The organism is Roseicella aerolata, assembly GCF_020523605.1.
GTDB classification, from domain to species: Bacteria; Pseudomonadota; Alphaproteobacteria; order Acetobacterales; family Acetobacteraceae; genus Paracraurococcus; species Paracraurococcus aerolatus.
Map to the genome: position 1 here is coordinate 1 of NZ_JAJAQI010000053.1, position 25,788 is coordinate 25,788.

Consider the following 25,788-nt stretch of genomic DNA (forward strand, 5'->3'; position numbering starts at 1 on the left):
GGGTTCCCGGATGGGACGACGGACGGGGTCCCCAGCTCAGAAGCGGGCTCGGCCACCCAAGGCGTGCACGGGCTCCCGTCCATCGTCAGCCTCGCCGGCTCACCGCCGGCTGCCAACTGAGAGATATAAGGGCGATGCGGCCCGGATGGCGGTCACCCCTCCCCGGGATCCCGGCCCGAGAGCAGCTCCGCCACCCAGCGGCTGCCCTCGAACTCCTCGCACAGGGTCAGCACGGCGATCAGCGCCGGCACGCCGATGAAGGCGCCGGGAATGCCCCAGAGCAGGGCGCCGAGGAAGACCGCAACCAGCACCATGAAGGGCGAGAGGGCAAGCCGCGCGCCCGCCAGCCGCGGCTCCAGATAGCTGCCGGAGAGGAACTGGATGGCCTGCAGCGCGAGGAAGACCGCGACCGCCGCCTGCCAGGTGCCGAATTGCAGCGCGGCGAAGAAGGTGGGGAACAGGGTGGCGAGCAGCGAGCCGAGAAAGGGAATGTAGTTCAGCACGAAGGCGATCACGCCCCACTCCGCCGCCAGCTCCAGCCCCGCCAGCCAGGCAAAGGCCCAGACCGCGAGGCCCGTGGCGAGGCTCATCACGGTGCGCACCAGCATATAAGCGCGCAGCTTTGCCGCTGTCCGCCCCGCAGCGCGCAGCAGGGCGGACAGCGCCGGGCGATCCCGCCCCAGCCGTGCGAGCTGGCGGCGCGTCACCTCGACCTCGAGCAGGCCGAGGATGACGAAGACCAGCGTGAGGCCGAGGAAGCTGACGACGCCCTGGAGCTGCAGGATCACCGCCTGCGCGATGCGGACGAGCTGGCGGGTGTCGAACTGCTCCGAAAGCGCTGCCGTGGCGACCCCGCGTTCCTCCAGCCAGTCCAGGTTCCGCGCGTAGAGGAGCTGCAATTGCCCCGCCTCGGCGATCACCCAGCGCGCCACGCGGCCGAAGCCCCAGCCGATGGCGAGAGAGAGGACGACCAGCACCGCCAGCACGACCAGGACGGTGGCCAGCAGCGCCGCTGCCTGCGGCACCCGGGCCTGCGCCGCGCGATGCACCGGCCAGGCGAGGGCGATGGCGAAGAGCGCAAAGGCCACGGGCGCCAGGACCGCCTCCGCCCAGTGCAGCGCGCCCGCCGTGAGGATCGCGGCGCAGAGTCCCAGCATCCGCCGCGGCCCCTGCCCCGTCATCCCGCCCATGCCAGTCCCCCTGTTGCGGTGGCAGGCCCGGCCAGCCGCCGCGGCGGCGCAACCCATCGGCCGTGCGGGCGGGATCTGCGCAGGCGAACCGGATGATGCGCCTGCCGTCCTTCCTCCGCCGCCTGCCGCGCCGGATCGCCCTGCTCGCGGCGGCACTCGCCCTCGTGCTGCTGGCGCTGCGCGTCTGGGACACCCAGCGTGGCCCGCCACTGCGCCCCTGGCACCTGGTGGTGCCGGAGGAGCTGCGCGCCGAGGCGATCGATGCCGCCGACTGGCCCGCCTATCTCGCGGCGGAGGAGGCTGCCTTCGCCACGGTGCGGGCCGAGGTGACCGGCGCGCTGGAGCCCGAGGACCGCATCCCCGCCAACCGCTACTTCGCCGGCAGCCCGCTGCATCCCGCCCGCTTCGCGCGGGACTGGAACCGCTCCTTCGTGCTGGAGCCGGCCGGCGAGCCGCAGGGCGCCGTCGTCCTGCTGCACGGGCTGACCGACACGCCCTTCAGCCTGCGCCATGTCGGGGCGCGCTATGCGGAGCGCGGCTGGGTCGCGATCGGCATCCGGCTGCCGGCGCACGGCACCGTGCCGGCGGCGCTGACCGACGTGACCTGGGAGGACTGGCTGGCCGCGACGCGGCTGGCGGTGCGGGAGGCGCGGCGGCGCCTGGGGCCGGAGCGGCCGCTGCATGTCGTCGGCTTTTCGAACGGCGGCGCGCTCGCGGTGAAATACGCGCTGGACGCGGCGGAGGATCCACGCCTGCCGCGGCCGGACCGCCTGGTGCTGGTCTCGCCCATGGTGGGCATCACCGCCTTCGCCCGCTTCGCCGGCCTGGCGGCGCTGCCGGCCCTGCTGCCGCGCTTCGCCAAGGCCGCCTGGCTCGGCATCCTGCCCGAGTTCATCCCCTTCAAGTACAACTCCTTCCCGGTCAACGGCGCGCGGCAGTCGCACCGGCTGACCATGGCGCTGCAGGCGCAGCTGCAACGGCAGGCGGCGGAGGGGCGGCTGGCGCGGCTCCCGCCGATGCTCACCTTCCAGTCGGTGGTGGATTTCACGGTCAGCACGCGCGCCGTGGTCGCGGCGCTGTACGAGAGGCTGCCGGCGCAGGGCAGCGAGCTGGTGCTGTTCGACATCAACCGCAACGCCAAGCTCGGGCCGCTGCTGACGCCGGCGACGGAAGCGGCGCTGGAGCGGCTGCTGCCGCCCGCCCCGCGGCACTGGCGCGCCACGATCGTCACCAATGCCGGCCCGGGCCAGGACGCGGTGCTGGAGCGCAGCACCGAGGGCGGCGGGACGGAGGAGCGGGTGCGACCTCTCGACCTTGCCTGGCCGCGGGAGATCTATTCGCTCTCGCATGTCGCGCTGCCCTTCCCGGTGACGGATGGTCTCTACGGCCTCGATCCGGACCCGGCCGAGGCCTATGGCGTCCAGCTCGGCGCCCTCGCGCCGCGCGGGGAGCGCGGGGTGCTCGCCATCGCGCCGGACGCGCTGCTCCGCCTCAGCTCCAACCCCTTCTTCCCCTATCTGCTCGCCCGCATCGAGGAGGCGATCGGGCCGGCGCCATGAGCCTGCGGCGATTTGGGATGGATGGCGCAGGGCCGGGACGGGCAGCCGATCCCGATGCGCGCCCCGGCCGGTAATCTGCCGGCGGAGGGGGATCACGCGACGCCTGCCGCGGCCGTGCCGGCCGCCCCCCGCGGGAGTGGAGACGTGCATGTGCCGCCCGAACCAGCCGGCGAGGTGCGTGAGCAGCCTGCGCCGCGGTGCCGCGCTGGGCGTCCTGCTGCCGGGGCTGCTCGCCGCCTGCGACGAGGCCGCGCCGCCGCCGGTGGTCGAGCCGCGGCCGGTGCGCGTCACCTCCGTCGCCCCCCGCAGCGGCGGCGACGTGGTCTCGCTCACCGGCACGGTCGAGGCCGAGACCCAGGTCAGCCTTGCCTTCCGCATCGACGGTCGCATGGTGGAACGCCCGGTCAATGTCGGCGACCGGATCGCTGCCGGCCAGGTGGTGGCGCGGCTGGACCGGACCAATGAGGAGAACGCGCTGCGCGCCGCCCGCGCCGAGCAGGCGGCCGCCCGCGCCCGGCTGGCCGAGGCCCGTAACAACTACCAGCGGCAGCGCGAGCTGCTGCAGACCGGGTTCACCACCCGCGTGCGCTACGACGAGGCGACGCGGATGCTGCGCGGCGCGGAATCCACGCTCGATGCCGCGCAGGCGCAGGTGAACATCGCCGAGACGCGGCTCGGCTACACCGACCTCGTCGCCGATGCCGGCGGCGTGGTGACCGCCCGCGGCGCCGAGCCGGGGGAGGTGGTGCAGCCCGGCCGCATGATCGTGCAGGTGGCACGGGAGGGCGGGCGCGATGCCGTCTTCGATGTCCCGCCCGCCCTCAAGGACCAGGCGCCGGCCGACCCGGTGGTCGAGGTGGCGCTCACCATGGATCCGGCGGTGCGCGCCGAAGGACGGGTGCGCGAGGTCTCGCCGCAGGCCGACCCGGTGACCGGCACCTTCCGCGTCCGCGTCGGCCTCGCCGAGCCGCCGGCCGCGATGCGGCTCGGCTCGACCGTCACCGGCCGGATGGAACTCGGCGGCGGGGGCGCGATCGAGATTCCCGCCTCGGCCCTGACGCGGGCGCAGCAGCAGCCGGCCGTCTGGGTGGTGGACCCGGCGGCGCAGACCGTCGCGCTGCGGCCGGTGGAGGTGCTGCGCTTCGATCCCGCCCGTGTCGTGGTCGGCGGCGGGCTGGAGGCCGGCGACATCGTGGTCACGGCCGGCGTGCAGGCGCTCCGGCCGGGGCAGCGGGTCCGGCTGCTGGGCGGGCAGAGCGCCGCGCGATGATCGGCCCCAACCTCTCGGCCATCGCGCTGAGCCGGCGGTCACTGGTCGTCTACTTCATGATCGTCGCGGTCATCGCCGGCGGCCTCGCCTTCTTCCGGCTGGGCCGGAACGAGGACCCGGCCTTCACCTTCCGCACCATGGTGGTCCAGGCCGGCTGGCCCGGCGCCTCGGTCGAGGAGACGCTGCTGCAGGTGACCGAGCGGCTGGAGCGCACGCTGCAGGAGGCACCGAACATCGACACGCTCCGCAGCTACACCGTCGCCGGCCAGGCCACGATCTTCGTGGACCTCAAGGGCTCGACCCCGCCCGCCGAGGTGACGGAGAGCTGGTACCAGGTGCGCAAGCGCGTCGCCGACATGCGCCATACCCTGCCGCAGGGCGTGATCGGCCCCGGCTTCAACGACGATTTCGGCGACACCTTCGGGATCATCTACGGCTTCACCGCCGACGGCTTCAGCCAGCGCGAGCTGCGAGACCATGTCGAGGCCGTCCGCTCCCGCCTGCTGAGGGTGCCGGACGTTTCCAAGATCGAGATCATCGGCGCGCAGGACGAGGTCATCTTCCTGGAATTCTCGACCGAGCGCCTGGCCGGCCTCGGCCTCAACTACCCCGCGCTGGTCGCCGCGCTGCAGGCGCAGAACCTGGTCCGGCCCGCTGGGCTGGTGCAGACGGGGCAGGAGCGCCTTTCCATCCGCGTCTCCGGCGCCTTCGGGACGGAGGCGGACATCCTCTCGGTCAATTTCTCCGCCGGCGGGCGCATGATCCGCCTCGGCGACATCGCCGAGGTCCGCCGCGGCACCGCCGACCCGCCGCAGCCGCTGTTCCGGGTGAACGGCGAGCCGGCCATCGGGCTCGGCATCGCAATGCGCGACGGCGGGGACATCCTGGCGCTCGGCGCGAATGTCCGGCGGGAGATGGCGGCGATCACGGCCGGGCTGCCGGTCGGCATCGAGCCAGTCCTGGTCGCCGACCAGGCGGTGACGGTCGATACCGCCATCGGCGAGTTCACCGAGAGCCTGTGGCAGGCCATCCTCATCATCATCGTCTGCAGCTTCCTCAGCCTCGGCGTCCGGCCGGGCGCGGTGGTCGCTCTCTCCATCCCGCTCACGCTGTCGGTGGTCTTCCCGCTGATGGCGCTGGCCGGGATCGACCTGCAGCGGATCTCGCTCGGCGCCCTCATCATCGCCCTCGCCCTGCTGGTGGACGACGCGATGACGACGATCGACGCCATGATGCGGCGCCTCGCCGCGGGCGACAGCAAGGTGCAGGCGGGCAGCTTCGCCTACCGGGCGCTCGCCGCGCCCATGCTGTCGGGCACGCTGGTCACCATCGCCGGTTTCGTCCCGATCGGCTTCGCCGCGAGTTCCGCCGGGGAATACACCTTCTCCATCTTCGCGGTCGTCGGCATCACCCTGCTCGTCTCCTGGCTGGTCGCCGTGCTCTTCGCGCCGCTGCTCGGCGTCGCCATCCTGAAGGCGCCGGCGAGGACCAGGGCGGAGCCGGAGAAGCCGGGGCTGATGCTCAGGGCCTATACCGGCCTGCTGCTCGGCGCCATGCGCGCCCGCTGGCTCACCATCGCGCTGACCGTCGCGGCCTTCGTCGTCGCGCTCTGGGCGGTCCGATTCGTGCCGCAGCAATTCTTCCCCTCCTCCGACCGGCCGGAGCTGCTGGTGGACCTGACGCTGCCGCAGAACGCCTCCATCCATGCCAGCGAGGCGGCAATGCAACGGCTGGACGCCGCGCTGGCGGAGGATCCGGATGTGGCGCGCTGGTCGGCCTATGTCGGGCGCGGCGCCATCCGCTTCTACCTGCCGCTGAACGCGCAGCTCCCGAACCCCTTCTTCGCCCAGGCCGTGGTGGTAGCGAAGGACCTGGAGGCGCGGCAGCGCCTGCAGCCGAGGCTGGAGGTGCTGCTGGCGGAGGAATTCCCGGAAAGCGTCTCCCGCGTCTATCCGCTCGAGCTCGGCCCGCCGGTGGGCTGGCCGCTGCAGTACCGCGTGACCGGGCCGGAGGTGGAGACGGTGCGGGACATCGCCTTCCGCGTCGCCCAGGTCATGGCCGGCGATCCCGGCGCGCAGCACGTGCATTTCGACTGGATGGAGCCGGCGCGGCAGCTCCGCGTCCGGGTGGACCAGGACCAGGCGCGGCAGCTCGGCCTCTCCTCGGCCAGCCTCGCCGCGGCGATGAACGCGGCGATCACCGGCACGGCGGTGACGCAAGTGCGGGACGACATCTACCTGGTCGATGTGGTGGCCCGCGCGACGGCCGAGCAGCGCCTCTCGATCGATACACTCCGCTCCCTGCAGGTGCCGGTGGCGGGCGGGCGCACGGTCGCCCTCGGCACCCTCGCCAGCTTCGAGTACGAGCAGGAATTCCCGCTCATCTGGCGGCGGGACCGGGTGCCGACGCTGACCGTGCGGGCGGATGTGCGGCCGGGCGTGCTGCCCGAGGCCGTGGTCGACCGGCTGGCCGGGCCGGTCGCCGCCATCGGCGCCACGCTGCCGCAGGGCTTCACCGTGGAACTCGGCGGCATCGCCGAGGAGAGCGCGGCTTCCCGCGCCTCCGTGCTCGCGGTGGTGCCCCTGATGCTGGTCATCATGCTGACCGTGCTGATGGTGCAGTTGCAGAGCTTCCAGCGCCTCGGCCTGGTCATCGCGGTCCTGCCGCTCGGCGTCATCGGCGTGGTCGGGGCGCTGCTGCTCTTCGGCCGGCCGCTCGGCTTCGTCGCCATCCTCGGCGTCCTGGCGCTGCTCGGGATGATCGCGAAGAACGCCGTGATACTCCTGGTGCAGATCGAGGCCGACCGGGCGGCGGGCCTGGCGGTCTGGGACGCGGTGGTGGCCGCCGCCTCCTCCCGCTTCCGGCCGATGATGCTGACGGCGATCTCCACCGTGTTCGGCATGATCCCGATCGCCCCGACCGTGTTCTGGGGGCCCATGGCCTTCGCCATCATGGGCGGATTGCTGGTGGCGACGCTGCTGACGCTGGTCTTCCTGCCGACGCTCTACGTCACCTGGTTCGGCGCCCGCGCGCCGGACCGGAAGCGGGCGGCGGTGCCGGCGCCGGCGGGGGCGGGCTGAGATGCCGGCCGCCGGGCGCCTGGCCGGGGTCCTCGGCCTCTGCCTGGTCGCGCTCGGCCTGCTGCCCTTCGCCAGCGGCCTCGCCGAAGCGCTGAAGCCGGTCCTTGCCTGGGCGCTCGTCCTGCTCTCGGGCGGCACGGCGGCGCAGATGATCGCGGAGACGGCGCGCCAGGCGGAGCCGGAGGCATGACAGCCTCCTGGCTGCTCGATGGCCTGGTCGCCGCCCTGGTGCTGGGCGCCGCGGCCTGGACGCTCGCCGCGCCCACGGCCGTCGCCGCGGTGGTCGGCTTCCTCGGCTTCGGCCTGCTGCTGACGCTGGCCTGGCTGCGGCTGGGCGCGGCGGAGGTGGCGATGGCCGAGGCGGCGATCGGGGTCGCGGCGACCGGCGTGATCCTGCTGCTGGCCGTGGTGCGGCTGCGCGGCGGCGCGGAGACGGTTTCCGCCGCGATGCCCGGCCGAGGCATGGTCGCGGCGGCCGGCCTGCTGGCGGGCGCGGTCGGGCTCGCCCTGGCGCTGGCCGTCCTTGCCCTGCCCGATCCCGCGCCCGGCCTCGCGGCGGAGGCGCTGGCGCGGCGCGGGGAAGCGGGGCTCGGCAATCCCGTCGCCGCGGTGCTGACGGGCTATCGCGGGCTCGACAGGCTGCTGGAATCGGTCGCGCTGGTCCTCGCCGTGCTCGCGGTCTGGTCCATGGCGCCGGACCGCCGCTGGGGCGGCATCCCGGGCCCGCGCTTCCCGCGGCAGGAAGACGGGCCGCTCGCCCTGCTGGCGCGGCTGCTGCCGCCGGTCGGCATCGTCGTCGGCACCTACATCGCCTGGGTGGGGTCGGAGGCGCCGGGCGGGACAGTCCAGGGTGGCGCCATCCTTGCGGCCATGTGGGGGCTCGCCTGGGTCGCGGGCATCGTGCAGCCGCCCGCCATCGCCAGCCGCCCGGTGCGGCTCGCCCTGGTCGCCGGCCCGGCCGCCTTCCTGCTCGCCGGGCTCGCCGGCATGGCGCTGGCGGAGGGGTTCCTCGCTTGGCCGCCCGCCTTCGCCAGGCCGCTGATCCTGCTGGTCGAGGCCGCGATGACCCTCTCGGTCGCCGCGGCGCTCGCCCTGCTGGTCGCCGGCCCGCCGGAGCGCGCGGCATGAGCGCGACGCTGCCCTACGGCGTCACGGCCGCGGCGCTGATCGCGCTCGGCCTGTTCGGACTGGTCGCGCAGGCGGCGGTGCTGCGCAAGATCCTCGCCTGCAACCTGCTCGGCGGCGGCGTCTTCCTGCTCTTCGGCGTGGTGGCGCGGCGCGGCGCCACGGCGGCGGATGCAGTGCCGCAGGCCATCGTCATCACCGGCCTCGTCGTCGCCTTCGCCGCCACCGCGCTCGCCGTCGCCCTCGCGCTGCGGCTGCACCAGATCACCGGCGCGGCGACCATCGCCGGGGAACCCGAGAGCGGGCCGCGCGGCGAATGAGCGGCACGACGCCGGGCGGCTGGCTGCTCGTGTTCACGCTCGCGCTGCCGGCCGGCGGCATGCTGGCCGCCTTCGCCCTGGGCGGCCGCGCGGCGGAGCGGATCGCGCTCGCCGCGCTCGGGCTCGGCGTCCTCCTGGCCGGCGCCGTCGCAGCCCGCGTGCAGGCCGCCGGGGCGCCGCTCGCCTACCTCGTCGGCGGCCGGGCGCCGCCCCTCGGCATCCGGCTGCAGGCCGACGGTATCGCGGCGGCGATGCTGCTGACCGCCTCCGTGGTGCTGCTCGCCGTCGCGCTGTTCGGCCGCGCCGCCCATGCGACGCCGCCAGGCGTGGCGGAGGCGCGCGCGCCCTTCGCCTTCTGGACCTTCCTGCTCGCGCTCTCGGCCGCGCTCGCCGCCGCCCTTCTGGGCGCCGACCTGTTCAACCTCTTCGTCGCGCTGGAGATGCTGACCTTCGCGGCGCTCTCCCTCGCCTGCCTCGATGGCCGGGCCAGCCAGTTCCGGTCGGAGCTGCGCTACCTGTTCTTCGCCCTCATCGGCTCGGCGCTCTATCTGCTCGGCACCGCCCTGCTCTACGGCGCCTATGGCACGCTCGATATCGGGCTGCTGGCCGCCCATGCCCGCGCCGATGCGCCGACCCTGCTGGCGGCGGCGCTGATGACGGCGGGGCTGCTGGCGCGGATGGCGCTCTTCCCGCTGCACCTGTGGCTGCCGCCGGCGCATGCCGGGGCGCCGCCCGCCGCCTCGGCGCTGCTCTCGGGCCTGGTGGTGAAGGCCGCCTTCGTGCTGCTGCTGCGGGTCTGGGTCTGGGTACTGCCGCCCGCACCGGCCGGGGCCGCGGCGCCGCTGCTCGCCGGCCTCGGCGCGGCGGCGATCCTGGTGGGCAGCCTGGTCGCGCTGCGGCAGGAGAGGCTGAAGCTGCTGGTCGCCTACTCCACTGTCGCGCAGATCGGCTATCTCTTCCTGATGCTGCCGCTGGTGCTGGCGGGAGATGCCGAGGCCGCGAGGCGCGCCTGGCTGGGCGGGGTGCTGCAGGCCGCCTCGCACGCCTTCGCCAAGGCAGCGATGTTCCTCTCGGCCGGGTTGATCGCCGGGGCAGTCGGCCATGACCGGGTCGCGGCGCTCTGCGGCGCCGGGCGGGCGGTGCCCATGGCCGTCATTGCCTTCGGCCTCGCCGGCCTCTCGCTGGTGGGCATCCCGCCGAGCGGTGGCTTCACCGCCAAATGGCTGCTGCTGACGGCGGCGATCGGCACGGGCCAGTGGTGGTGGGCCGCCGTCATCCTCGGCGGCGGACTGCTGACCGGCGGCTATGTCTATCGCGTGCTCGCGGGTTCCCTCACCGTGCCGCCGGCCACGGCGCCGCAGCCCGAACCGCAGGCGCCGGGGCCGGCGCGCGTCGCGCTGGCGCTGGCCCTGGTCTCGGTCGCCCTCGGCCTGCTGCCCTTCGCCGCCTTCGGCCTGGTACAGATCGGTCGGCCCGGCGCGCTCGCGGGCGCCGGGCCTTGAGCGGCCCGCAGGCCCTGCTGGTCGCGGCCATCGGCATGCCGCTGCTGCTGCTCCTGGCCTGCCTGCACGGGGCGGCGCGCCGGTGCATGCCCGGCCTGCTCTGGATCGCGCCGCTGCCGGGCCTTGCCGCCGCGCTGCTGGCCGCCGATGCCCCGCCGCTGGTGATGGACGCGGCGCGGCTGCGCCTGACTCTCGGGCTCGACGCGCCCTCGGCGCTGCTGCTCGGCGCCGCCTCGCTGCTCTGGAGCATGGCGGGTGCTTATGCCTTCCGCTACTTCGGACGCGGACCGGGCGCGGAGCGCTTCGCCCTGTGGTGGCTGGTCACCCTCTCCGGCAGCCTGGGCGTCTTCGTCGCCGGCGACCTCGCCAGCTTCTACCTCGCCTTCGCGGCTGCCAGCCTGGCTGCCTTCGGCCTCATCGTGCAGGACGGCACGCCGCGGGCCCGGCGGGCGGGGGAGGTCACGCTGCTGCTCGCGGTCATGGGCGAGATCTGCCTGCTGCTGGCCTTCGCGCTGCTGGCCGAGGCGGTGGAGGGGCCGAGCCTCGCCATCGCCGAGGCGGTCGCCGCGCTGCCTGGCTCGCCAGCGCGCGGCCTCGCGGTCGGGCTGCTCATCACCGGCTTCGGGCTGAAGGCGGGCCTGGTGCCGCTGCATGTCTGGCTGCCGCTGGCGCATCCGGCAGCGCCCATGCCGGCCTCCTCCGTGCTGAGCGGCGCCATCGTCAAGGCCGGCATCATCGGGCTGCTGCGCTTCCTGCCCGCGGACGGGACGCTGGCCGATTGGGGCGGAGTGCTCGCCGGCCTCGGCCTGCTGACCGCCTTCTGGGGCGTCGCCTGCGGGATCGTCCAGGCCAATCCGAAAACGGTGCTGGCCTATTCCACCATCAGCCAGATGGGTGTCACCGCCGCCGCGCTCGGCATGGGAATGGCCCTGGCGGAGCCGGGGACGGCCATGGCGGTCGCCTTCTACGCGACGCACCACGTGCTGGCCAAAGGCGCGCTCTTCCTCGCGGTCGGGCTGGCCGCCGCCACCGGCGGCCCGCGCCGGCTCTGGCTCGTGCTGCTGCCGGCGCTCCTCCTCGCGCTTGGATTCGGCGGCCTGCCGGGCACCGGCGGGGCGCTGGCCAAGGCAGCGGTGAAGCCGCAGCTTGGCGCGGGGCTGGTGGGCCTCCTGGCTGCCCTCTCGGCCGCCGGCTCGACGCTGCTCATGCTGCATTTCATGCGCCGGCTCGTCGCCCTCACCGCGGAGGATCCGCAGCGCCGGCCCGCCCCGGGACTGCTGCTGCCCTGGCTCGGCATGGCCGCCGCGGCCCTGCTGCTGCCCTGGGCCCTGCATGCCGGCGCCGGCCTCGGTGACCCATGGCAGGTGCCGGGCCAGGATCCCGCAGGCGCATTCTGGCCCGTGCTGCTCGGCGCCGCGCTGGCGGCCGCCCTCGCGCGCCGGGACCGCTGGCTCGGCGCCGTGCCGGAGGGCGACCTGCTGTCCCTCGCCGGCCCCGCCCGCCGCCTCGGCGCGGCCTGCGGCACGGCGGTGGGGCGGGCGGAGGCCGTGCTGCGCGCCTGGCCCGCGGCCGGGCTCTCGCTGCTCGTGCTGATCCTCGCGCTGTTCGGGCTGATGGCAACCGCAGCGCCGTGAGTGGCGGCGCGGCGCGGCCGGAACCGGAGGGCCAGGCGGATCGAGCCGAATTGCGCCGGCTCGCGCCGCGTCGTGAATTCCCGGCTGCGCAGCGTGTCGGTCGCGCCCCACCAGGCGCCCATCCATGGCGGCGAAGGCATACCAGCCCGAGCGCCGCGGCGGTCCTCATCCGCGGGGAAGAGCCGCCCGGCCGAGGTGAGGCGGGCGAGCCAGGCCGGCGGTTTGCAGGAGGAGAAGCACCCTGCGAAGAGGAAGCCGCCGGTATGGCGAAACCTGTGCGCAGATGCGGTCAGCCACAAGCTGTGGCGGTTATCGCCGGCCTCCGATCACCGGACGCTGCGTCACCGGCAATCCGCGTACAGATCTCATGGTACCTGTACCGGCCGGAGAGGCTGTCATTCTCCAGGAGAAAGGCGAAGGCCGAGGGCAGCGCCGCATGCGACTTCCGCACGAAGTGCGCCGCATGATGCCGTGGTCCAGCCTCACCAGCGTGCCGAGGCCGCGCGCCCCCCGGCCGTAGCCGCGTCATCCGAGGGCTGCCTCGCCGCGCCGGCCGGAATCCCCTCGGCCTGTCGTCCGGCAGGCGGCTGGCCGGCAGCATGGTCAGCAGCGAGACGCAGGCCATGAGCAGCAAGCCGGCCTTGAGCGCCCGCAGCCGCGCCGCGATGTTCAGCTCGGCCGCCGCCTCCACCTGCCCGGGCAAGGCGGTGGTACGGGCCATCACCTCGCGCAGGCGATCGTTGCTGGCGAAGTTTATGCTGCCGAGATCCACCTGCGACTGGATCTCCGCCGACAGGCGCGCTTCCGGGGGCACGGCGCGCAGCCCATACGCGCTCAGCAGCCCAACAGCAGCGTGCCAACCCGCGCCGTGCCGAGGCCGGCAGCAAGGCATGCGCATGGCTCCCCGGTTTGCACCACTTGACCCGAACCAGGTGAAATACCTTGTCGCACGCAGGCGAATTGGTTTCCTTACCTCGCAGAACAGTGGTGAACAGGCGGGGCATCGGCTCGACCATCCTCATACTGGTGGCTTTGCCGCATGCTTCTCAACCATATGGGAGTGCCCGCGATGCAGGTGTCTGCCCTCCCTCGCCTTTGCGATCCGCCCATCGACCAGTTCTTCAGCTTCGATGGCGTGCTCCCGCAGCCGAAGCTGCAGCCGGTCCACACCATCTCCACGGCGTCGCTTGCCTCGGCACGGCAGTTCGATGCCTGGCAGGCGCAATGCGGCACCTTTCTGGATCTGACCGCGCTGGATGATTCCCGGGCGGGTTACCTGGCGCGATGCACCGCCTGGAAGCTCGGCCCCTTCGCGCTGACCAGCGTCGCGGCGCCGGCGACCCGCTACCGGCGCGATCGGGCGCGGATCCGCCGCGACACGATCGACCACTGGGTGATACGGCTGCCGCAGAACGGCGTGAACCGCATCCGCACGGCCGCCGAGATCGCCGTGATGCCAATGGGCCAGCCCTTCATCTTCTCCCTCGCCGAGGCCTTCGAGGGTGAGCGGTCCGACCAGGCATGGCTCGATCTTTTCGTGCCACGCGACCTCTTCCCCGGCCTGGCGCCCCAGATCGACCGCTGCCTGCACATGTCCCTCGGCAGCAGCCTGGGCCTGCTTCTCAGCCGGTATCTGGGCGCGCTCAGGCTGCAGCTTCCCGACATGACGGAAGCGGAGTTGCCGCGCCTGGTGGCCGCGACGCGCGCCATGGTCGCCGCCTGCATCGTGCCCTCCCCCGAGACGCGCGACGCTGCGGCGCCGCTGCTCGAGCACGCCCGGCTGGAGCGGGCGCGGCAGGCGATCAGGCAGAACCTTCGCTCGCCGACGCTGACGCCCAAGCGGCTCTGCCGGCTCATCGGCATGTCCCGGTCGCAAATCTACCGGCTGTTCGAACCCATGGGCGGGGTCGCCCGATACATCCAGGCCGAGCGCCTGCGCGAGGCGCATTGCGCCCTTGCCGATGCCGACAATACCCGTGACATCCATGAGATCGCCGAGGATCTCGGCTTCTTCGATGCATCGGCCTTCAGCCGCACCTTCCGCCGCAGATACGGCTGCAAGCCGAGCGAGGTGCGCGCGGCGGCGCTTTCGGGATCAGGCGACATCCCGCTCCGGCAGTCACCCGCGCAGGCTCCGGCAGACACCCTCACCGCCGTGCTGCGGACGCTGCGCTGACCGTCACCGGGCCGGCGCCGCGGCGGCGGGCGGAACGGGCCTCCAGCCGCCGGCGCCTCTCCCCGAACTTCCGGCGTGGTTCGGCAGTGGTCGCGGCATCGCCGGCCTTGACCGGCACGCCGCCGGCCGGGCCGCCGGCAGGAGGAAAAGACCAGGGCGCGTGGTCCTGCGGCGCCGCCTCGCCCGGCCGACCGCGGGGGTCATCGCGGCGGGGAGGCGCGCCCGGCGGCGACACCCTGCTGGAAGGCGCGGTCGCGGCTCTGCACATGGCGGTCCCAGACGAAGCCGCCGGTGCCGCCCGCCGCCGCGCCGATGGCGGCGCCGAGCCCGGCATTGCCCGCCATGGCGCCGATCAGCGCGCCGCCCGCGGCGCCGCCGGCCGCACCGGTCATGGTGCGCTGGGTGGTGGGATCGAGGTCGGCACAGGCCGGGAGACCCAGCATGGCTGCCAGGGCCGCCGCCGTCAGGAAGGGATGCGTCACGATGGATCCTCCTCGGTCAGCGGCGGCCGGCGGACGCGGCCGGGCAGGGGTAGGTGGCGGCCGCCCAGCGCATCAGGCCATCCACCGCCTGCTCACTGGCGAATTGCGGGTTGGCGCGCATCCAGGCGACGAAGGAGGCCTGCGCCGCCTCGAAGGTCGGAGAGGGGGTGGGCAGGCAGAAGATCGGTGGCCGGTCCATCGAGATCTCGCGATGGTACTGGCCGGCGCCGGCCATGAAGCCGCGGCAGTATCCGGCGGCCGTCGCGCTGGTGAGGTCGCGCGCCTCAAGCGCGCAGGCCTCGGCCAGCGTGCCCGCCGTCACCCCGCGCGCCGGCGCCTGCGCCGCGGACGGAACCGGCATCCCGGCCATCGCCGTCAGGCCGGCACCCATGAGAAGCGCGAGCCGCATTCCATTCCCCCCTGTTGCCTGTCTTGCCACGAAGTATCCCTGCGCCTTCCGGTGCGAACTTCTCGTGCCACCGAAGACCTGCGGCACGGTAATGGACCGGCAAGAGCAATCCATATTTGGATTCTCATGGCATCGGGAGCGCATGTCTGCCGGGCCACGGCGGCCTGAAGCCTAGACTGCTGCCAAAGGGCGCTGCAATTCGCAGCGCGTTCCAACCATGGACGCTGCGTCCCGTTGCGCCGGATCCGTCCTGGGCCGGCTGGGAGGAAAACCCGCAAGGGCGGGTGTACCGCCGCGGCTCCGTGGCGGCCCTCTCGTCCGGGACGCCACGCACCTTCCGGCAGCAAGGATCCACCGGCTGGACCTGCGGCGGCCGGCGGGCGAGTTTGCCGGCCGAACCGCCGATGGATCGCTGCATGGACCACCCCCTCACCACCGCCACCGAGGTCCCGGAGGGCTTCGTGCCCGCCACCCATGGCGGCCCCTATGCGAAGGAACTGGGGCCCTTCTGGTCCCACCGCGCGGCGGACCATACCGCGCTCGGCATCCGCGTCGCGCACCGCCACAGCAACTCCATGGGCGGGGCGCATGGCGGCTTCGTCGCCACCCTGGCCGATCTGGGGCTGGTCCATGCGGTGGCGGTCGCGCGGGAGAAGGCCGGGCTGCCCCGCGCCGTGCTGGCCACCGTGAACCTCTCGGTCGACTATCTCGGCCGGCCGAAAGAAGGGTGCTGGCTGGAGGTGCGGGCGCAGGTCACCCGCCTCGGCCGCAACATCGCCTTCGCCGAGGGCACGATGCTGGCGGATGGCAAGCGGGTGGCGCGGGTCAGCGCCGTCTTCGCGATGCAGGCGCGGCGTTGAGCGGCCGGCGGGGCCGCGCCACGCCGCCGCTCAGTGCACCGCGCCAGGCTGGTGCGGGCTGTCCAGGCTGAAGCCCGGGATCTCCACGTCGAAAGCCTCGCCCGTCTCTACCGCCACCATGTGGTAGGTGCCCCGCATGAAGCCGGAGGGGGTCGAGAGCGGCGTGCCGGAGGTGTATTCGAAGCTCTCCCCGGGATCGAGCACCGGCCGCTCCCCCACCACCCCCTCACCATGCACCCGCTGGGTGCGCCCCTGGGCATCGGTGATCAGCCAGGTGCGCTTGAGGAGCTGCACGGTCCGCCGCCCCTCATTGGCGATGGTGACGCGGTAGGCCCAGGCGAAATGGCCGCGATCGGGCTCCGACTGGTCGGCCAGGTAGTAGGTGCGGACGGAGACGCGGACCTCGCGCGTCACGGCGGTCCAGGCAGGGCTGCGCGGATCGGCCATGGCGTCAGCCCCGGCGCATGGCGGCGGTGGCGAGGCCGGCGCCGACCAGCATCGCGCCGCCCAGCCGGTTGAGGCCGCGCCGCACCGCGGGCCGCGTCACGGCGCCCGAGAGGCGCCCGGCCAGCAGCGCATAGGCCAGCGCATTCGCCGCGGCAAGAACCACGAAGGTCATGACCAGCAGCGCCGCCTGCGGCAGGAAGGGGCCGGCGGGGTCGAGGAATTGCGGCACGAAGGCCACGAAGAAGGCGATGCTCTTCGGGTTCAGCGCGGTCACCAGATAGGCGTCGCGCATCGCCCGGCGCCCCCCGGGCGGTGGTGCCGCCCCCGCTGCCGGGGCACGGAACATCCGGATGCCGAGCCAGAGGAGATAGGCCGCGCCCGCCCATTTCAGGAGGGTGAAGAGCGCCGCCGAGGCGGCGAGCAGCGCCCCGAGCCCGGCGAGCGAGAGGGTCATCGCGGTGAGGTCGCCGAGCGCGACGCCCGCGACCAGCGGCAGGGCGCCGCGCCAGCGGGCGCCGGCGCCGAGCGACTGGCCGATCACCAGCAGGATGGTCGGGCCCGGGATCAGCAGCAGGGCGATGGAAGCGACCGCGAAGGCGGTCCAGGTCTCTAGGGCCATGGATGCTCCCCCAAGGGCGGGGGAGAGTGCCATGGCCGCAGCGCTTCCGCCACCGCGGCCATGGCCGGCATGGCTACTCCGCCGCGCGCGCGACCGCGTCGCCGGCCGCGTCCAGCGCCTCGGCCAGGTCCTCGATCAGGTCCGCCACGTCCTCCAGCCCGACCGAGAGGCGGATGGTGCCATCCGTGATGCCGAGCCGCGCCCGCTCCTCTGGCCCGATGCGCATATGGGTGGTGGTGGCGGGATGCGTCACCATCGACTTGGAGTCGCCGAGATTGTTGGAGACGTCGATGATCCTCAGCGCGTTGCAGAAGCGGAAGGCGGCCTCCTTGCCGCCCTTCAGCTCGAAGGTCACCAGCGTGCCGCCGCCCGTCATCTGCTTCATCGCCAGCGCCTGCTGCGGATGGTCCGGGCGGAAGGGATAGAGCGCCTTCGCCACCTCCACCCGCTCCGACAGGAAGTCGGCGATGGCCGAGGCGCTGCGGCACATGGCGTTGACGCGCAGCGAAAGGGTCTCCAGCCCCTTCAGGATCACCCAGGCGTTGAAGGGGGAGATGGAGGGGCCGGTGTTGCGGATGAAGGGCTGCAGCACCTCATCCACCCACTTCCTGCTGCCGAGCACGGCGCCGCCCAGCACGCGGCCCTGGCCGTCCATGTGCTTGGTGCAGGAATAGACGACGACATCGGCGCCCATGGTCAGCGGCTTCTGCAGCAGGGGCGTGGCGAAGACATTGTCCACCACCACGATCGCGCCGGCCTGGTGGGCGAGGTCCGCGACCGCCGGCAGGTCCACCAGTTCCAGCATCGGGTTGGAGGGCGTCTCCAGCAGCACCAGCGCCGTCGGCTTCGACAGTGCCTCCCGCCACTGCGCCAGGTCGGTGCCGTCCACGAAGACGCTCTCGATCCCGTAGCGCGGCAGCAGGGTGGAGACGATCCAGTGGCAGGAGCCGAACAGGGCGCGGGAGGCGACGACGCGATCCCCGGCCTTCAGGTGCGAGAGCATGGCGGCATGCACCGCGGCCATGCCCGTCGCGGTCATCCGGCAGGCCTCGGCGCCCTCCAGCGAGGCGAGGCGCTGCTCCAGCATGGCGACGGTCGGGTTGCCGAAGCGGGAATACTGGAAATGCGTGGCGGTGCCGTTGAAGGTCGCCTCCGCCTGCTCGGCGCTGTCATAGACGAAGCCGGAGGTGAGGAAGAGCGCCTCGGAGGTCTCGTCCTGGTTCGTGCGCATGGTGCCGCCGCGGACCAGCAGCGTGGCGGGACGAAGCGGGCGGGGCGGCAGGGATTTCGGCATGCGGGCGAACACCTCGGCGAGAACGCGGTGTCCGGCCCGATGAACGGGGCGGGGGCGGCGGGACGCAGCCCCCGACGGCCGTTTAGCGCGCTTGTTTTTCCCCATCCGCGTCGCGAAGCGCCGCCGATGGGAACCCGTGAAGGACCTCGCCGCAAGCTGGCCGGACAAATCGCGAGGGGCGCGGGGCGCCGCCGCCACGCATAGGCCCCCTGCCGCAGGACCGTCAAGGCCGGAGGGGCAGGGGCGCCCCGAAGAACGCCGCAGGCCACCTGGACGCCAGGGCTGTACAGCCCCCCCGCCGCATGGCCAGGCGGGCCGTTCCGCGGCAGGATGCACCACAGCACTGGAACACCGGGCCGGATGGGGCCCGGACCATGGGAAAGCGCGGGCCAGGCCGGCCCCGCCGGGGATATCGAGCAATGACCACGCCCACAGGACCGACCCGCCGCACGGCACTGGCCGCGGCCCTCGCCGCGACCGCGCTGGCCCCCACCGCCCGCGCGCAGGAGGGCTACCCGAACCGCCCCGTCACCGTCACCGTGCCCTGGGCGCCGGGCGGGTCCACCGACATCCTGGCGCGCGTGCTGGCCGACCCGCTGCGCCAGGCGCTCGGCCAGCCCTTCGTCGTGGAGAACCGCTCCGGCGCCTCGGGCAATATCGGCTCCGCCGCGGTCGCGCGGGCCACGCCGGACGGCTACAGCCTGCTCTTCGGCTCGATGAGCACGCATGCCATGAACGGCGCGCTGATAAAGGACATGCCCTTCGACGGCGTCGAGGATTTCACGCCCATCGCGCTGCTGGCCTATGTGCTGAACACCATGGTGGTCCACCCCTCCGTGCCGGCGCGCAGCGTGGCGGAATTCATCGCCCATGCGAAGGCGAATCCGGGCAGGATCAGCTACGCCTCGGCGGGTCCCGGCTCCACCAACCATCTCTGCGCCGCGATGTTCGCCCGCATGGCCGGGATCGAGATGGTGCACGTGCCCTATCGCGGCGGCGCGCCGGCGGTGGTGGATACGGTGGCGGGGCAGACGCAGCTGCTGTTCAGCGCCGGCACCCAGACGCTGCCGCATGTGCAGGCCGGCCGGCTGCGCCTGCTCGGCGTGACGGAAGGGCGGCGCAGCGCCCTGCTGCCGGAGGCGCCGACGGTCGCGGAGACGCTGCCGGGCTACGAGATGGCGGTGTGGTACGGCGCGATGGGGCCGAAGGGCCTGCCGCCTTCGATGGTGGCACGGCTGAACGCTGCCATCAACCGCGCCCTGATGCTGCCGGAGGTGAAGGAGAAGATGGCCGCCATCGGCGTGGAGGTGGTGAACGAGACACCGGAGGCCTTCGCCGCCACGCTGCGCACCGATGCGGCGAAATGGGGCAAGGTGATCCGCGAGCTCGGCATCAGCATGGGCGATGCCTGAGGCGGGCGCCTCGCTGACCCCGGCGCAGCTCGCGCGCCTTGCGGCCGCGGCGCGGGCGCCGGGGCCGCTGGCCCTGCTGCGGGCGGCGGATGAAGTGGGGCGGGAGGCGATGGGCCACCGCCTCTGCACGGCGATGCGCTTCGATGCCGCGGCCATGACGGTGCAGCGGATCTACAGCTCGGACCCCCTGGCCTATCCGGTGGGCGGCGCCAAGCCGAAGCGCGACACGGCCTGGGGCCGGCATGTGCTGCTGGAGCAGCGCGTCTTCACCGGAGAGGGTGAGGCGGCGATCCGCGCGCATTTCGACGACCACGCGGTGATCGCGGGCCTCGGGTTGCGCAGCATCGTCAATGTGCCGGTGGTGCTGCGCGGGCTGTGCCGGGGCACGCTGAACTTCCTCTGGGCGGAGGAGCAGGTGCCGGCCGCGCGGGTGGCTCTGGCGGAGCTGCTGGGGCTGGTGGCGGCGGCGGACTGGGCGGCGATGGGGTGAGCCGGCGCAGGCGCGCCGGCTGCACCGCCCGGCCTTGCCGGCGTGGGACGCCTCGCGCCGGGCCTGGCAGTTCCCTTCGGTCCCGGCGGGCGGCGCATGGCCGACCGGCCCGGGGCGGCAGCGGCGCTGGAAACCGCCGACCCGTCCGCGGGTGGCGCAGCCGGCGGTCCCGATGCCCGGGCTGCCGCGGAGGCGGGAGGACGGCGCGCAGGGATTGATCCGGGGAAGGCTGCTCCCGAACTCTTTCCCTCGGCCGCGGGGCGGCGCGGCCCGCCGGCGGATATCACGCCGGCGGGCCATGCCGGGGAGGGGTTGGAACGGCCATGCAGGTTGCCGTATCGCGGTACCCTGTCCTATCGGGGGGAAGCGGGTGCGGGACGACCAGTTGCGCGACAGCACGGAACGGGGCGAAGCGGCCGGGCGGGCCGCGCAGGCGGCACCCTGGCATGCGCTTCCGGCCGAGGAGGCCTTGCGGCGCCTCGGCGCAAGCCCGGCCGGGCTGGAGGGCGCGGAGGCGGCACGCCGGCTCGCCGAGCACGGCCCGAACCGGCTGCCTGCCGCGCAGCCGCGTGGGCCGCTGCGCCGGCTCGCGGAACAGTTCAACAACCTGCTGATCCATGTGCTGCTCGCCTCCGCCCTGATCACGGCCGCGCTGGGGCACTGGCTCGATGCGGCGGTGATCCTGGCCGTGGTGGTCCTCAACGCCATCGTCGGCTTCATCCAGGAAGGCCGGGCCGAGCAGGCGCTGGATGCGATCCGCGGCATGCTCACGCCGCACGCCTCGGTGCTGCGCGACGGCCGGCGCCGCACCGTCGAGGCGACCGAGCTGGTCCCCGGCGACCTCGTGCTGCTCGCGGCCGGCGACAAGGTACCGGCCGATCTGCGCCTGCTGCGGGCGCGCGGCCTTCGGGTGGAGGAGGCGGCGCTCACCGGCGAATCCGTGCCGGTGGAGAAGTCGGTCGAGCCGGTCGCGGCCGGGGCGCCGCTCGGCGACCGCGCCTGCCTGGCCTTCTCCGGCACGCTGGTCGCCACCGGGCAGGCCGAGGGCGTGGTCGTGGCGACCGGCGCGGCGACCGAGCTCGGCCGGATCAGCGCCATGCTCGGCGCGGTGGAGCCGCTGACGACCCCGCTGCTGCGCCAGATGAACATCTTCGCCCGGCGGCTCACCCTCGTCATCCTGGCCCTCTCGGCCGCGGTCTTCGCCTTCGCCTGGCTGGTGCGCGGCTATGCGGCGGAGGAAGCCTTCATGGCGGTGGTCGGCATCGCGGTCGCCGCCATCCCCGAGGGGCTGCCGGCGGTCCTGACCATCACCATGGCGATCGGCGTGCGCCGCATGGCGGCGCGCAACGCCATCCTGCGCCGCCTGCCGGCGGTGGAGACGCTCGGCGCCGTCTCGGTGATCTGCACGGACAAGACCGGCACGCTGACGCGCAACGAGATGGCCGTCGCCGCGGCGGTGACGGCGGCCGGCAGCTTCGAGGTCTCGGGCGCCGGCTACGCGCCGCATGGCGCCGTCGCGCCGGCGGCGGGCGGGGAAGCCTCGCCCGAAGCACGGGCGGCGCTGGCCGGGTTCGCCTGCGCCGCGGCGCTCTGCAACGACGCGGCGCTGCGGGAGGATCCCGATTCCGGCTGGGCGGTGGAGGGCGACCCGATGGAGGGCGCGCTGCTCGCCTTCGCCGCCCGCGCGGGCGAGGAGCCGGAGGCGCTGCGGCGGCGCTTCCCGCGGCTCGACGCCATCCCCTTCGACGCCCGCCACCGCTACATGGCCACGCTCCATCCCGACGGGGACGGCGCGGCCTTCGCCGTGGTCAAGGGCGCACCGGAGCGGCTGCTGGCCCTGTGCGCCTGCGCGCATGGCGGCGACGCGGCGCTCGACCTCCCCGCCTGGCAGGCACGGGTGGAGGCGCTGGCGGCGCAGGGCCAGCGCGTCCTCGCCATTGCCACCCGGCGCATGCCGGCGGGGGCCCGCGCCCTAGCGCCCGGGGATGTCGAGGCAGGCGGGCTGGAACTGCTCGGGCTGGTCGGGCTGATCGACCCGCCGCGCGAGGAGGCAATCGCCGCGGTCGCGGACTGCCAGGCGGCCGGCATCCGGGTGAAGATGATCACCGGCGACCATGCGGCGACCGCGGGCGCCATCGCCCGCCAGGTCGGCCTGCAGGGCGGCGGCGCGGTCGTCACCGGCCAGGAGATCGAGGCGCTGGACGAGGCGGCGCTGCGCGACCGGGCGCGCGAGACCGATGTCTTCGCCCGCGCCAGCCCCGAGCACAAGCTGCGCTTGGTCGAGGCGCTGCAGGCCGAGGGCGCCGTTGTCGCGATGACCGGGGATGGGGTGAACGACGCGCCCGCGCTGAAGCGTGCCGAGGTGGGCGTGGCCATGGGCCGCAAGGGCACCGAGGCGGCGAAGGAGGCGGCCGAGATGGTGCTGGCCGACGACAATTTCGCCACCATCGCCGCCGCGGTGCATGAGGGCCGCACCGTCTACGACAATGTCCAGAAGGTGATCGCCTGGACGCTGCCGACCAATGGCGGCGAGGCGCTGACCATCATCGCCGCCATCCTGCTGGGCGTGACCCTGCCGCTGACGCCGGTGCAGATCCTCTGGATCAACATGGTCACGGCCGTGGCGCTCGGCCTCACCCTGGCCTTCGAGCCGGCCGAGCCCGATGTCATGCGCCGGCCGCCGCGCGACCCGCGGGAGCCGCTGCTCTCGGGCTTCCTGCTGTGGCGGGTGATCCTCGTCTCCACGCTGTTCATGCTGGGCGCCTTCGGGATCTTCGCGCTGGTCGAGGCCCGGGGCGGGACGCTGGAGACGGCGCGGACGGCGGTGGTGAACACCATCGTCGTGCTGGAGATCGCCTATCTGTTCAGCGTGCGCTATCAGCGCATGACATCGCTGACCTGGCGCGGTGCGCTCGGGACGCGGCCGGTGCTGATCGGGGTCGGCACGGTCGTCCTGCTCCAGCTCGCCTTCACCTACGCGCCGCCGCTCCAGATGCTCTTCGCCAGTCGCCCGCTCGATCCCATCGCCGACGGCCTGCCGATCCTGGCCGCCGGCGCCGCGTTGCTCGGCCTTCTGGAGATCGAGAAACACCTCCGGCGCCGCCTCGTGGCGGGGCCGGGCCGGGGGTGACGCCAACCCTGACGGGAGAGCCGCGCATGCAGGTCGCCATCTTCAGCGCCAAACCCTATGACCGGCAGTTCCTCGATGCCGCGAATGCGGCCGCGGGCGGGCGGCACCACCTGGCCTATCTGGAAGCCCGGCTGTCGCCCGAGACCGCGGTCCTGGCGCAGGGCGCGGGCGCGGTTTGCGCCTTCGTCAACGACCAGGCCGATGCGGCGGCGCTGGAGACCTTCGCGGCCGCGGGGGTGCGCCTCCTCGCCCTGCGCTCGGCCGGGTTCAACAATGTGGACCTCGCCGCCGCGCGGCGGCTCGGCGTGACGGTGGCCCGCGTGCCGGCCTATTCGCCCGAATCGGTGGCGGAGCACACGGTGGCGATGATCCTCGCGCTCAACCGCCGTATCCACCGCGCCTATGCCCGCGTGCGGGAGGGCAATTTCGCCCTCGACGGGCTGCTCGGCTTCGACCTGAAGGGGCGCAGCGTCGGCATCGTCGGCACCGGGCGGATCGGCGCCGCGGTGGCGCGCATCATGCTCGGCTTCAGTTGCCGGGTGCTGGCCCATGATCCCTACCCCGACCCGGCGCTGGAGGCGCTGGGCGTGACCTATGCCACCGTGCCGGATCTGCTGGCGGCCTCCGACATCGTCACGCTGCACTGCCCGCTGACGCCCGGGACGCACCACCTGATCGACGCCGCGGCGATCCGGCACATGCGGCGCGGGGCGATGCTCATCAACACCAGCCGCGGCGCCATCGTGGACACGCGGGCGGCGATCGCTGGCCTCAAATCGGGCGCGATCGGCCTGCTCGGCCTCGACGTCTATGAGGAGGAGGGCGACCTGTTCTTCGAGGACCTCTCCGGCCAGGTGCTGCAGGACGACGTCTTCGCGCGGCTGCTGACCTTCCCGAACGTGCTCGTCACCGCGCACCAGGCCTTCTTCACCGCCGAGGCGCTGACCGCCATCGCCGAGACCACCATCGCCAACATCACCGCCTTCGAGGAGACCGGCCGCGCGGTGCACGAGGTCTCGACCGAGAAGCTCGCCTGAGCATGGCGGCTGCCCTCGCGGCGCTGCTGCCGATCCTGCTCATCCTCGGGCTGATGGTGGGGCTGCGCTGGGCGGCCGCGCCTGCCGGGCTCGCCGGGCTGCTCGCGGCGCTGCCGGTCGCGCTGCTGGTCTTCGGCTGGCACGGGCCGGACGGGGCGGGCGGCCTCGGCTGGGCCCTGGCGGGGGTCGGGGCGGAGGCAGGCTTCGCCGCGCTGACCATCCTCTGGATCGTCTTCCCCGCCCTCTGCATCCATGAGCTGCAGCTCGCCTCGGGCGCGACGGCGACGCTGCGGCGCGCGCTGGCGCGGCTTTCGGACGACCCGCGCATGGCGGCACTGCTGGTCGCCTGGTTCTTCGCCCTGTTCTCCGAAGGCGCGGCCGGCTTCGGCACGCCGGTGGCGCTGGCGGCGCCCATCCTGGTGACCCTCGGCTTCCCGCCGGCGCGCGCGGTGGCGCTGGCGCTGATCGGGCATGCGGTCGGTGTTTCCTTCGGCGCGGTCGGCACGCCCGTGCTGCCGCAAGTGGCGGCGACGGGGCTCGATGCGACGGCGCTCTCGGGCATGACGGCGCTGCTGCACGCGCTGCTCGGCTGGACCATGGCGCTGGCCGTGCATCGGCTGGCCATGGCGCAGGGTGGGCGGGCCGGCCTCGCCTGGCCGCTGCTCGCCGCCGCGGCCTTCCTGCTGCCCTTCGCGGCGATCGCCGTCCTTGTGGGGCCGGAACTGCCGACGCTCGGCGGGGCGCTGCTGGGCGGCGGCGCCTTCGCACTGGCGGTGCGCGCCCACGCCGGCGCGCGGGATGCGGCGGAGGCACCCTCGGCACGTGAATTGCGCGACGCGGCCGCCCCCTATCTTGCGCTGCTGGCCCTGATCCTGGCGACCCGGCTGGTGCCGCCGCTGCGGGAGGCGCTGTCCGGCCTGGCCTGGTCCTGGACGCTGTTCGACGCCTTCAGTGGCAGCTTCCGGCCGCTCTACCATCCCGGCACTATGCTGCTGCTCGGCCTGCTGCTCGGCGGCCTCGCCCGCGGCACCGGCGCCGGCGCCTTCCGGGAGGCCGCCAGGCGCGCCGCCGCGCGGATGCCGCCGGTGCTGCTTGCGCTGCTGGCGATGCTCGGCCTCGCCCGGCTGATGGTCCATGCCGGCATGATCGAGGCGCTGGCCGAGGCGGCGGCAGGGGCGCTCGGCGGCGCCTGGCCGCTGCTGGCACCCGCGACCGGCGCGCTCGGCACCTTCGTCACCGGCTCCGCCACCGCCTCCAACATCCTGCTCACGGATTTCCAGCGCGCGACAGCCGAGGCGCTCGACCTGCCGCTGCTGCTGCTGATCGCGGCGCAGGGCTTCGGGGCGGCGATCGGCAATATCATCTGCCCGCACAACATCGTGGCGGGGGCCGCGACGGTCGGGCTGGCCGGGCGCGAGACCGGCGAGGTGATGCGCCGCACCCTGCCGGCCTGCGCGCTCTATACGGTGCTCGGCGGGGCGCTGGTGCTGGCCCTGGTCACGGTCATGGCCTGAGGCGGCCCGATGGCTGAGGGCGCGCCGGCGCCGGAGGCCTGAATCGGCCCGCCGAACACCCGGCGCCACGGGCCGTCCGCCGGCGGGACACCGGGCCTTGCGGCCGGCACGGAACGAAGCGGCCTGCGACCGGTTCCTGCAGCAGGCGCCGGCCTCCGGCCCGCGCCGGGCGAGCCTGCCGGGAGGCCGCAGCCATGCAATGCCCATCGCAACCCCAGGGAGAGGGTCGATCCGACGC

22 protein-coding genes are annotated in these 25,788 nt (G+C 73.8%); 15 read left to right on the plus strand and 7 right to left on the minus strand.

Features of this window, described 5'->3' with window-relative positions; genetic code table 11:
• Positions 1–152 precede the first annotated feature (152 nt).
• Complete coding sequence (locus LHA35_RS23950; protein ID WP_226613258.1) at positions 153–1,190, minus strand: AI-2E family transporter; 1,038 nt, start codon at positions 1,188–1,190, stop codon at positions 153–155.
• A 92-nt stretch (positions 1,191–1,282) separates the two neighbouring features.
• Between LHA35_RS23950 and LHA35_RS23955 the strand changes: the two genes are divergently transcribed.
• From LHA35_RS23955 to LHA35_RS23990, 8 genes are all read left to right on the plus strand, one after another.
• Entirely contained in the window at positions 1,283–2,749 is a 1,467-nt protein-coding gene (locus tag LHA35_RS23955) for an alpha/beta hydrolase (protein ID WP_226613259.1), read from the plus strand.
• Between the two features lie 178 nt (positions 2,750–2,927).
• Positions 2,928–4,019, plus strand: coding sequence for an efflux RND transporter periplasmic adaptor subunit (locus tag LHA35_RS23960; protein WP_226613260.1), 1,092 nt, complete (start codon positions 2,928–2,930; stop codon positions 4,017–4,019).
• Positions 4,016–7,099: an efflux RND transporter permease subunit gene (locus tag LHA35_RS23965; RefSeq protein ID WP_226613277.1), complete on the plus strand. Its 3,084-nt coding sequence runs from the start codon at positions 4,016–4,018 to the stop codon at positions 7,097–7,099. Before LHA35_RS23960 ends, LHA35_RS23965 begins: the two co-directional genes overlap by 4 nt.
• A gap of 1 nt (position 7,100) precedes the next feature.
• Positions 7,101–7,289: a monovalent cation/H(+) antiporter subunit G gene (locus LHA35_RS23970; RefSeq protein WP_226613279.1), complete on the plus strand. Its 189-nt coding sequence runs from the start codon at positions 7,101–7,103 to the stop codon at positions 7,287–7,289.
• Positions 7,286–8,227 (plus strand): MnhB domain-containing protein, encoded by a 942-nt coding sequence (locus tag LHA35_RS23975; protein ID WP_226613292.1) that lies wholly within the window; start codon positions 7,286–7,288, stop codon positions 8,225–8,227. Before LHA35_RS23970 ends, LHA35_RS23975 begins: the two co-directional genes overlap by 4 nt.
• A complete protein-coding gene (locus LHA35_RS23980) occupies positions 8,224–8,544 on the plus strand; it encodes an NADH-quinone oxidoreductase subunit K (protein WP_226613294.1) in 321 nt (106 codons plus the stop codon). Before LHA35_RS23975 ends, LHA35_RS23980 begins: the two co-directional genes overlap by 4 nt.
• The gene (locus LHA35_RS23985; protein ID WP_226613295.1) at positions 8,541–10,046 is read left to right on the plus strand and encodes a complex I subunit 5 family protein; all 1,506 of its coding nucleotides are present in this window, start codon (positions 8,541–8,543) and stop codon (positions 10,044–10,046) included. Before LHA35_RS23980 ends, LHA35_RS23985 begins: the two co-directional genes overlap by 4 nt.
• Positions 10,043–11,680 (plus strand): proton-conducting transporter transmembrane domain-containing protein, encoded by a 1,638-nt coding sequence (locus tag LHA35_RS23990; RefSeq protein WP_226613297.1) that lies wholly within the window; start codon positions 10,043–10,045, stop codon positions 11,678–11,680. Before LHA35_RS23985 ends, LHA35_RS23990 begins: the two co-directional genes overlap by 4 nt.
• A 289-nt stretch (positions 11,681–11,969) precedes the next feature.
• Here the strand turns inward: LHA35_RS23990 and LHA35_RS23995 are convergent, their stop codons facing one another.
• Positions 11,970–12,452, minus strand: a complete 483-nt coding sequence (locus tag LHA35_RS23995; RefSeq protein WP_226613298.1) for a hypothetical protein — start codon at positions 12,450–12,452, stop codon at positions 11,970–11,972.
• Positions 12,453–12,755: 303 nt separating this feature from the next.
• Here LHA35_RS23995 and LHA35_RS29035 point away from each other — a divergent pair, with 303 nt between their 5' ends.
• Positions 12,756–13,856, plus strand: a complete 1,101-nt coding sequence (locus LHA35_RS29035; RefSeq protein ID WP_226613300.1) for a helix-turn-helix transcriptional regulator — start codon at positions 12,756–12,758, stop codon at positions 13,854–13,856.
• Between the two features lie 200 nt (positions 13,857–14,056).
• Here the strand turns inward: LHA35_RS29035 and LHA35_RS24005 are convergent, their stop codons facing one another.
• Both LHA35_RS24005 and LHA35_RS24010 read right to left on the minus strand, forming a co-directional pair.
• Positions 14,057–14,338: a YMGG-like glycine zipper-containing protein gene (locus LHA35_RS24005; protein ID WP_226613301.1), complete on the minus strand. Its 282-nt coding sequence runs from the start codon at positions 14,336–14,338 to the stop codon at positions 14,057–14,059.
• A gap of 16 nt (positions 14,339–14,354) precedes the next feature.
• The gene (locus LHA35_RS24010; RefSeq protein ID WP_226613303.1) at positions 14,355–14,747 is read right to left on the minus strand and encodes a Rap1a/Tai family immunity protein; all 393 of its coding nucleotides are present in this window, start codon (positions 14,745–14,747) and stop codon (positions 14,355–14,357) included.
• Positions 14,748–15,163: 416 nt separating this feature from the next.
• On the opposite strand from LHA35_RS24010, the gene LHA35_RS24015 reads away from it, so the two are divergent.
• Entirely contained in the window at positions 15,164–15,607 is a 444-nt protein-coding gene (locus tag LHA35_RS24015) for a PaaI family thioesterase (protein WP_226613305.1), read from the plus strand.
• 30 nt (positions 15,608–15,637) lie between these two features.
• Here LHA35_RS24015 and apaG read toward each other — a convergent pair whose 3' ends face one another.
• The 3 genes from apaG to metZ form a co-directional block, all read right to left on the minus strand.
• Complete coding sequence (gene apaG, locus LHA35_RS24020) at positions 15,638–16,054, minus strand: Co2+/Mg2+ efflux protein ApaG (protein ID WP_226613306.1); 417 nt, start codon at positions 16,052–16,054, stop codon at positions 15,638–15,640.
• 4 nt (positions 16,055–16,058) lie between these two features.
• A complete protein-coding gene (locus LHA35_RS24025; protein WP_226613307.1) occupies positions 16,059–16,673 on the minus strand; it encodes a LysE family translocator in 615 nt (204 codons plus the stop codon).
• Between the two features lie 73 nt (positions 16,674–16,746).
• The gene (metZ, locus tag LHA35_RS24030; RefSeq protein WP_226613308.1) at positions 16,747–17,967 is read right to left on the minus strand and encodes an O-succinylhomoserine sulfhydrylase; all 1,221 of its coding nucleotides are present in this window, start codon (positions 17,965–17,967) and stop codon (positions 16,747–16,749) included.
• Positions 17,968–18,386: 419 nt separating this feature from the next.
• On the opposite strand from metZ, the gene LHA35_RS24035 reads away from it, so the two are divergent.
• The 5 genes from LHA35_RS24035 to LHA35_RS24055 all read left to right on the plus strand — a co-directional run bounded on the left by LHA35_RS24035 (position 18,387) and on the right by LHA35_RS24055 (position 25,550).
• Positions 18,387–19,379 carry a Bug family tripartite tricarboxylate transporter substrate binding protein gene (locus LHA35_RS24035; RefSeq protein WP_226613309.1) on the plus strand — a complete coding sequence of 331 codons (993 nt, stop codon included), beginning with the start codon at positions 18,387–18,389 and terminating at the stop codon, positions 19,377–19,379.
• Positions 19,372–19,869, plus strand: coding sequence for a GAF domain-containing protein (locus LHA35_RS24040; RefSeq protein ID WP_226613310.1), 498 nt, complete (start codon positions 19,372–19,374; stop codon positions 19,867–19,869). The genes LHA35_RS24035 and LHA35_RS24040 overlap by 8 nt, the downstream gene beginning before the upstream one ends.
• A gap of 385 nt (positions 19,870–20,254) precedes the next feature.
• The gene (locus LHA35_RS24045) at positions 20,255–22,999 is read left to right on the plus strand and encodes an HAD-IC family P-type ATPase (protein WP_226613311.1); all 2,745 of its coding nucleotides are present in this window, start codon (positions 20,255–20,257) and stop codon (positions 22,997–22,999) included.
• A gap of 26 nt (positions 23,000–23,025) precedes the next feature.
• A complete protein-coding gene (locus LHA35_RS24050; RefSeq protein WP_226613312.1) occupies positions 23,026–24,036 on the plus strand; it encodes a 2-hydroxyacid dehydrogenase in 1,011 nt (336 codons plus the stop codon).
• Between the two features lie 2 nt (positions 24,037–24,038).
• The gene (locus LHA35_RS24055) at positions 24,039–25,550 is read left to right on the plus strand and encodes an L-lactate permease (RefSeq protein WP_226613313.1); all 1,512 of its coding nucleotides are present in this window, start codon (positions 24,039–24,041) and stop codon (positions 25,548–25,550) included.
• Positions 25,551–25,788 lie beyond the last annotated feature (238 nt).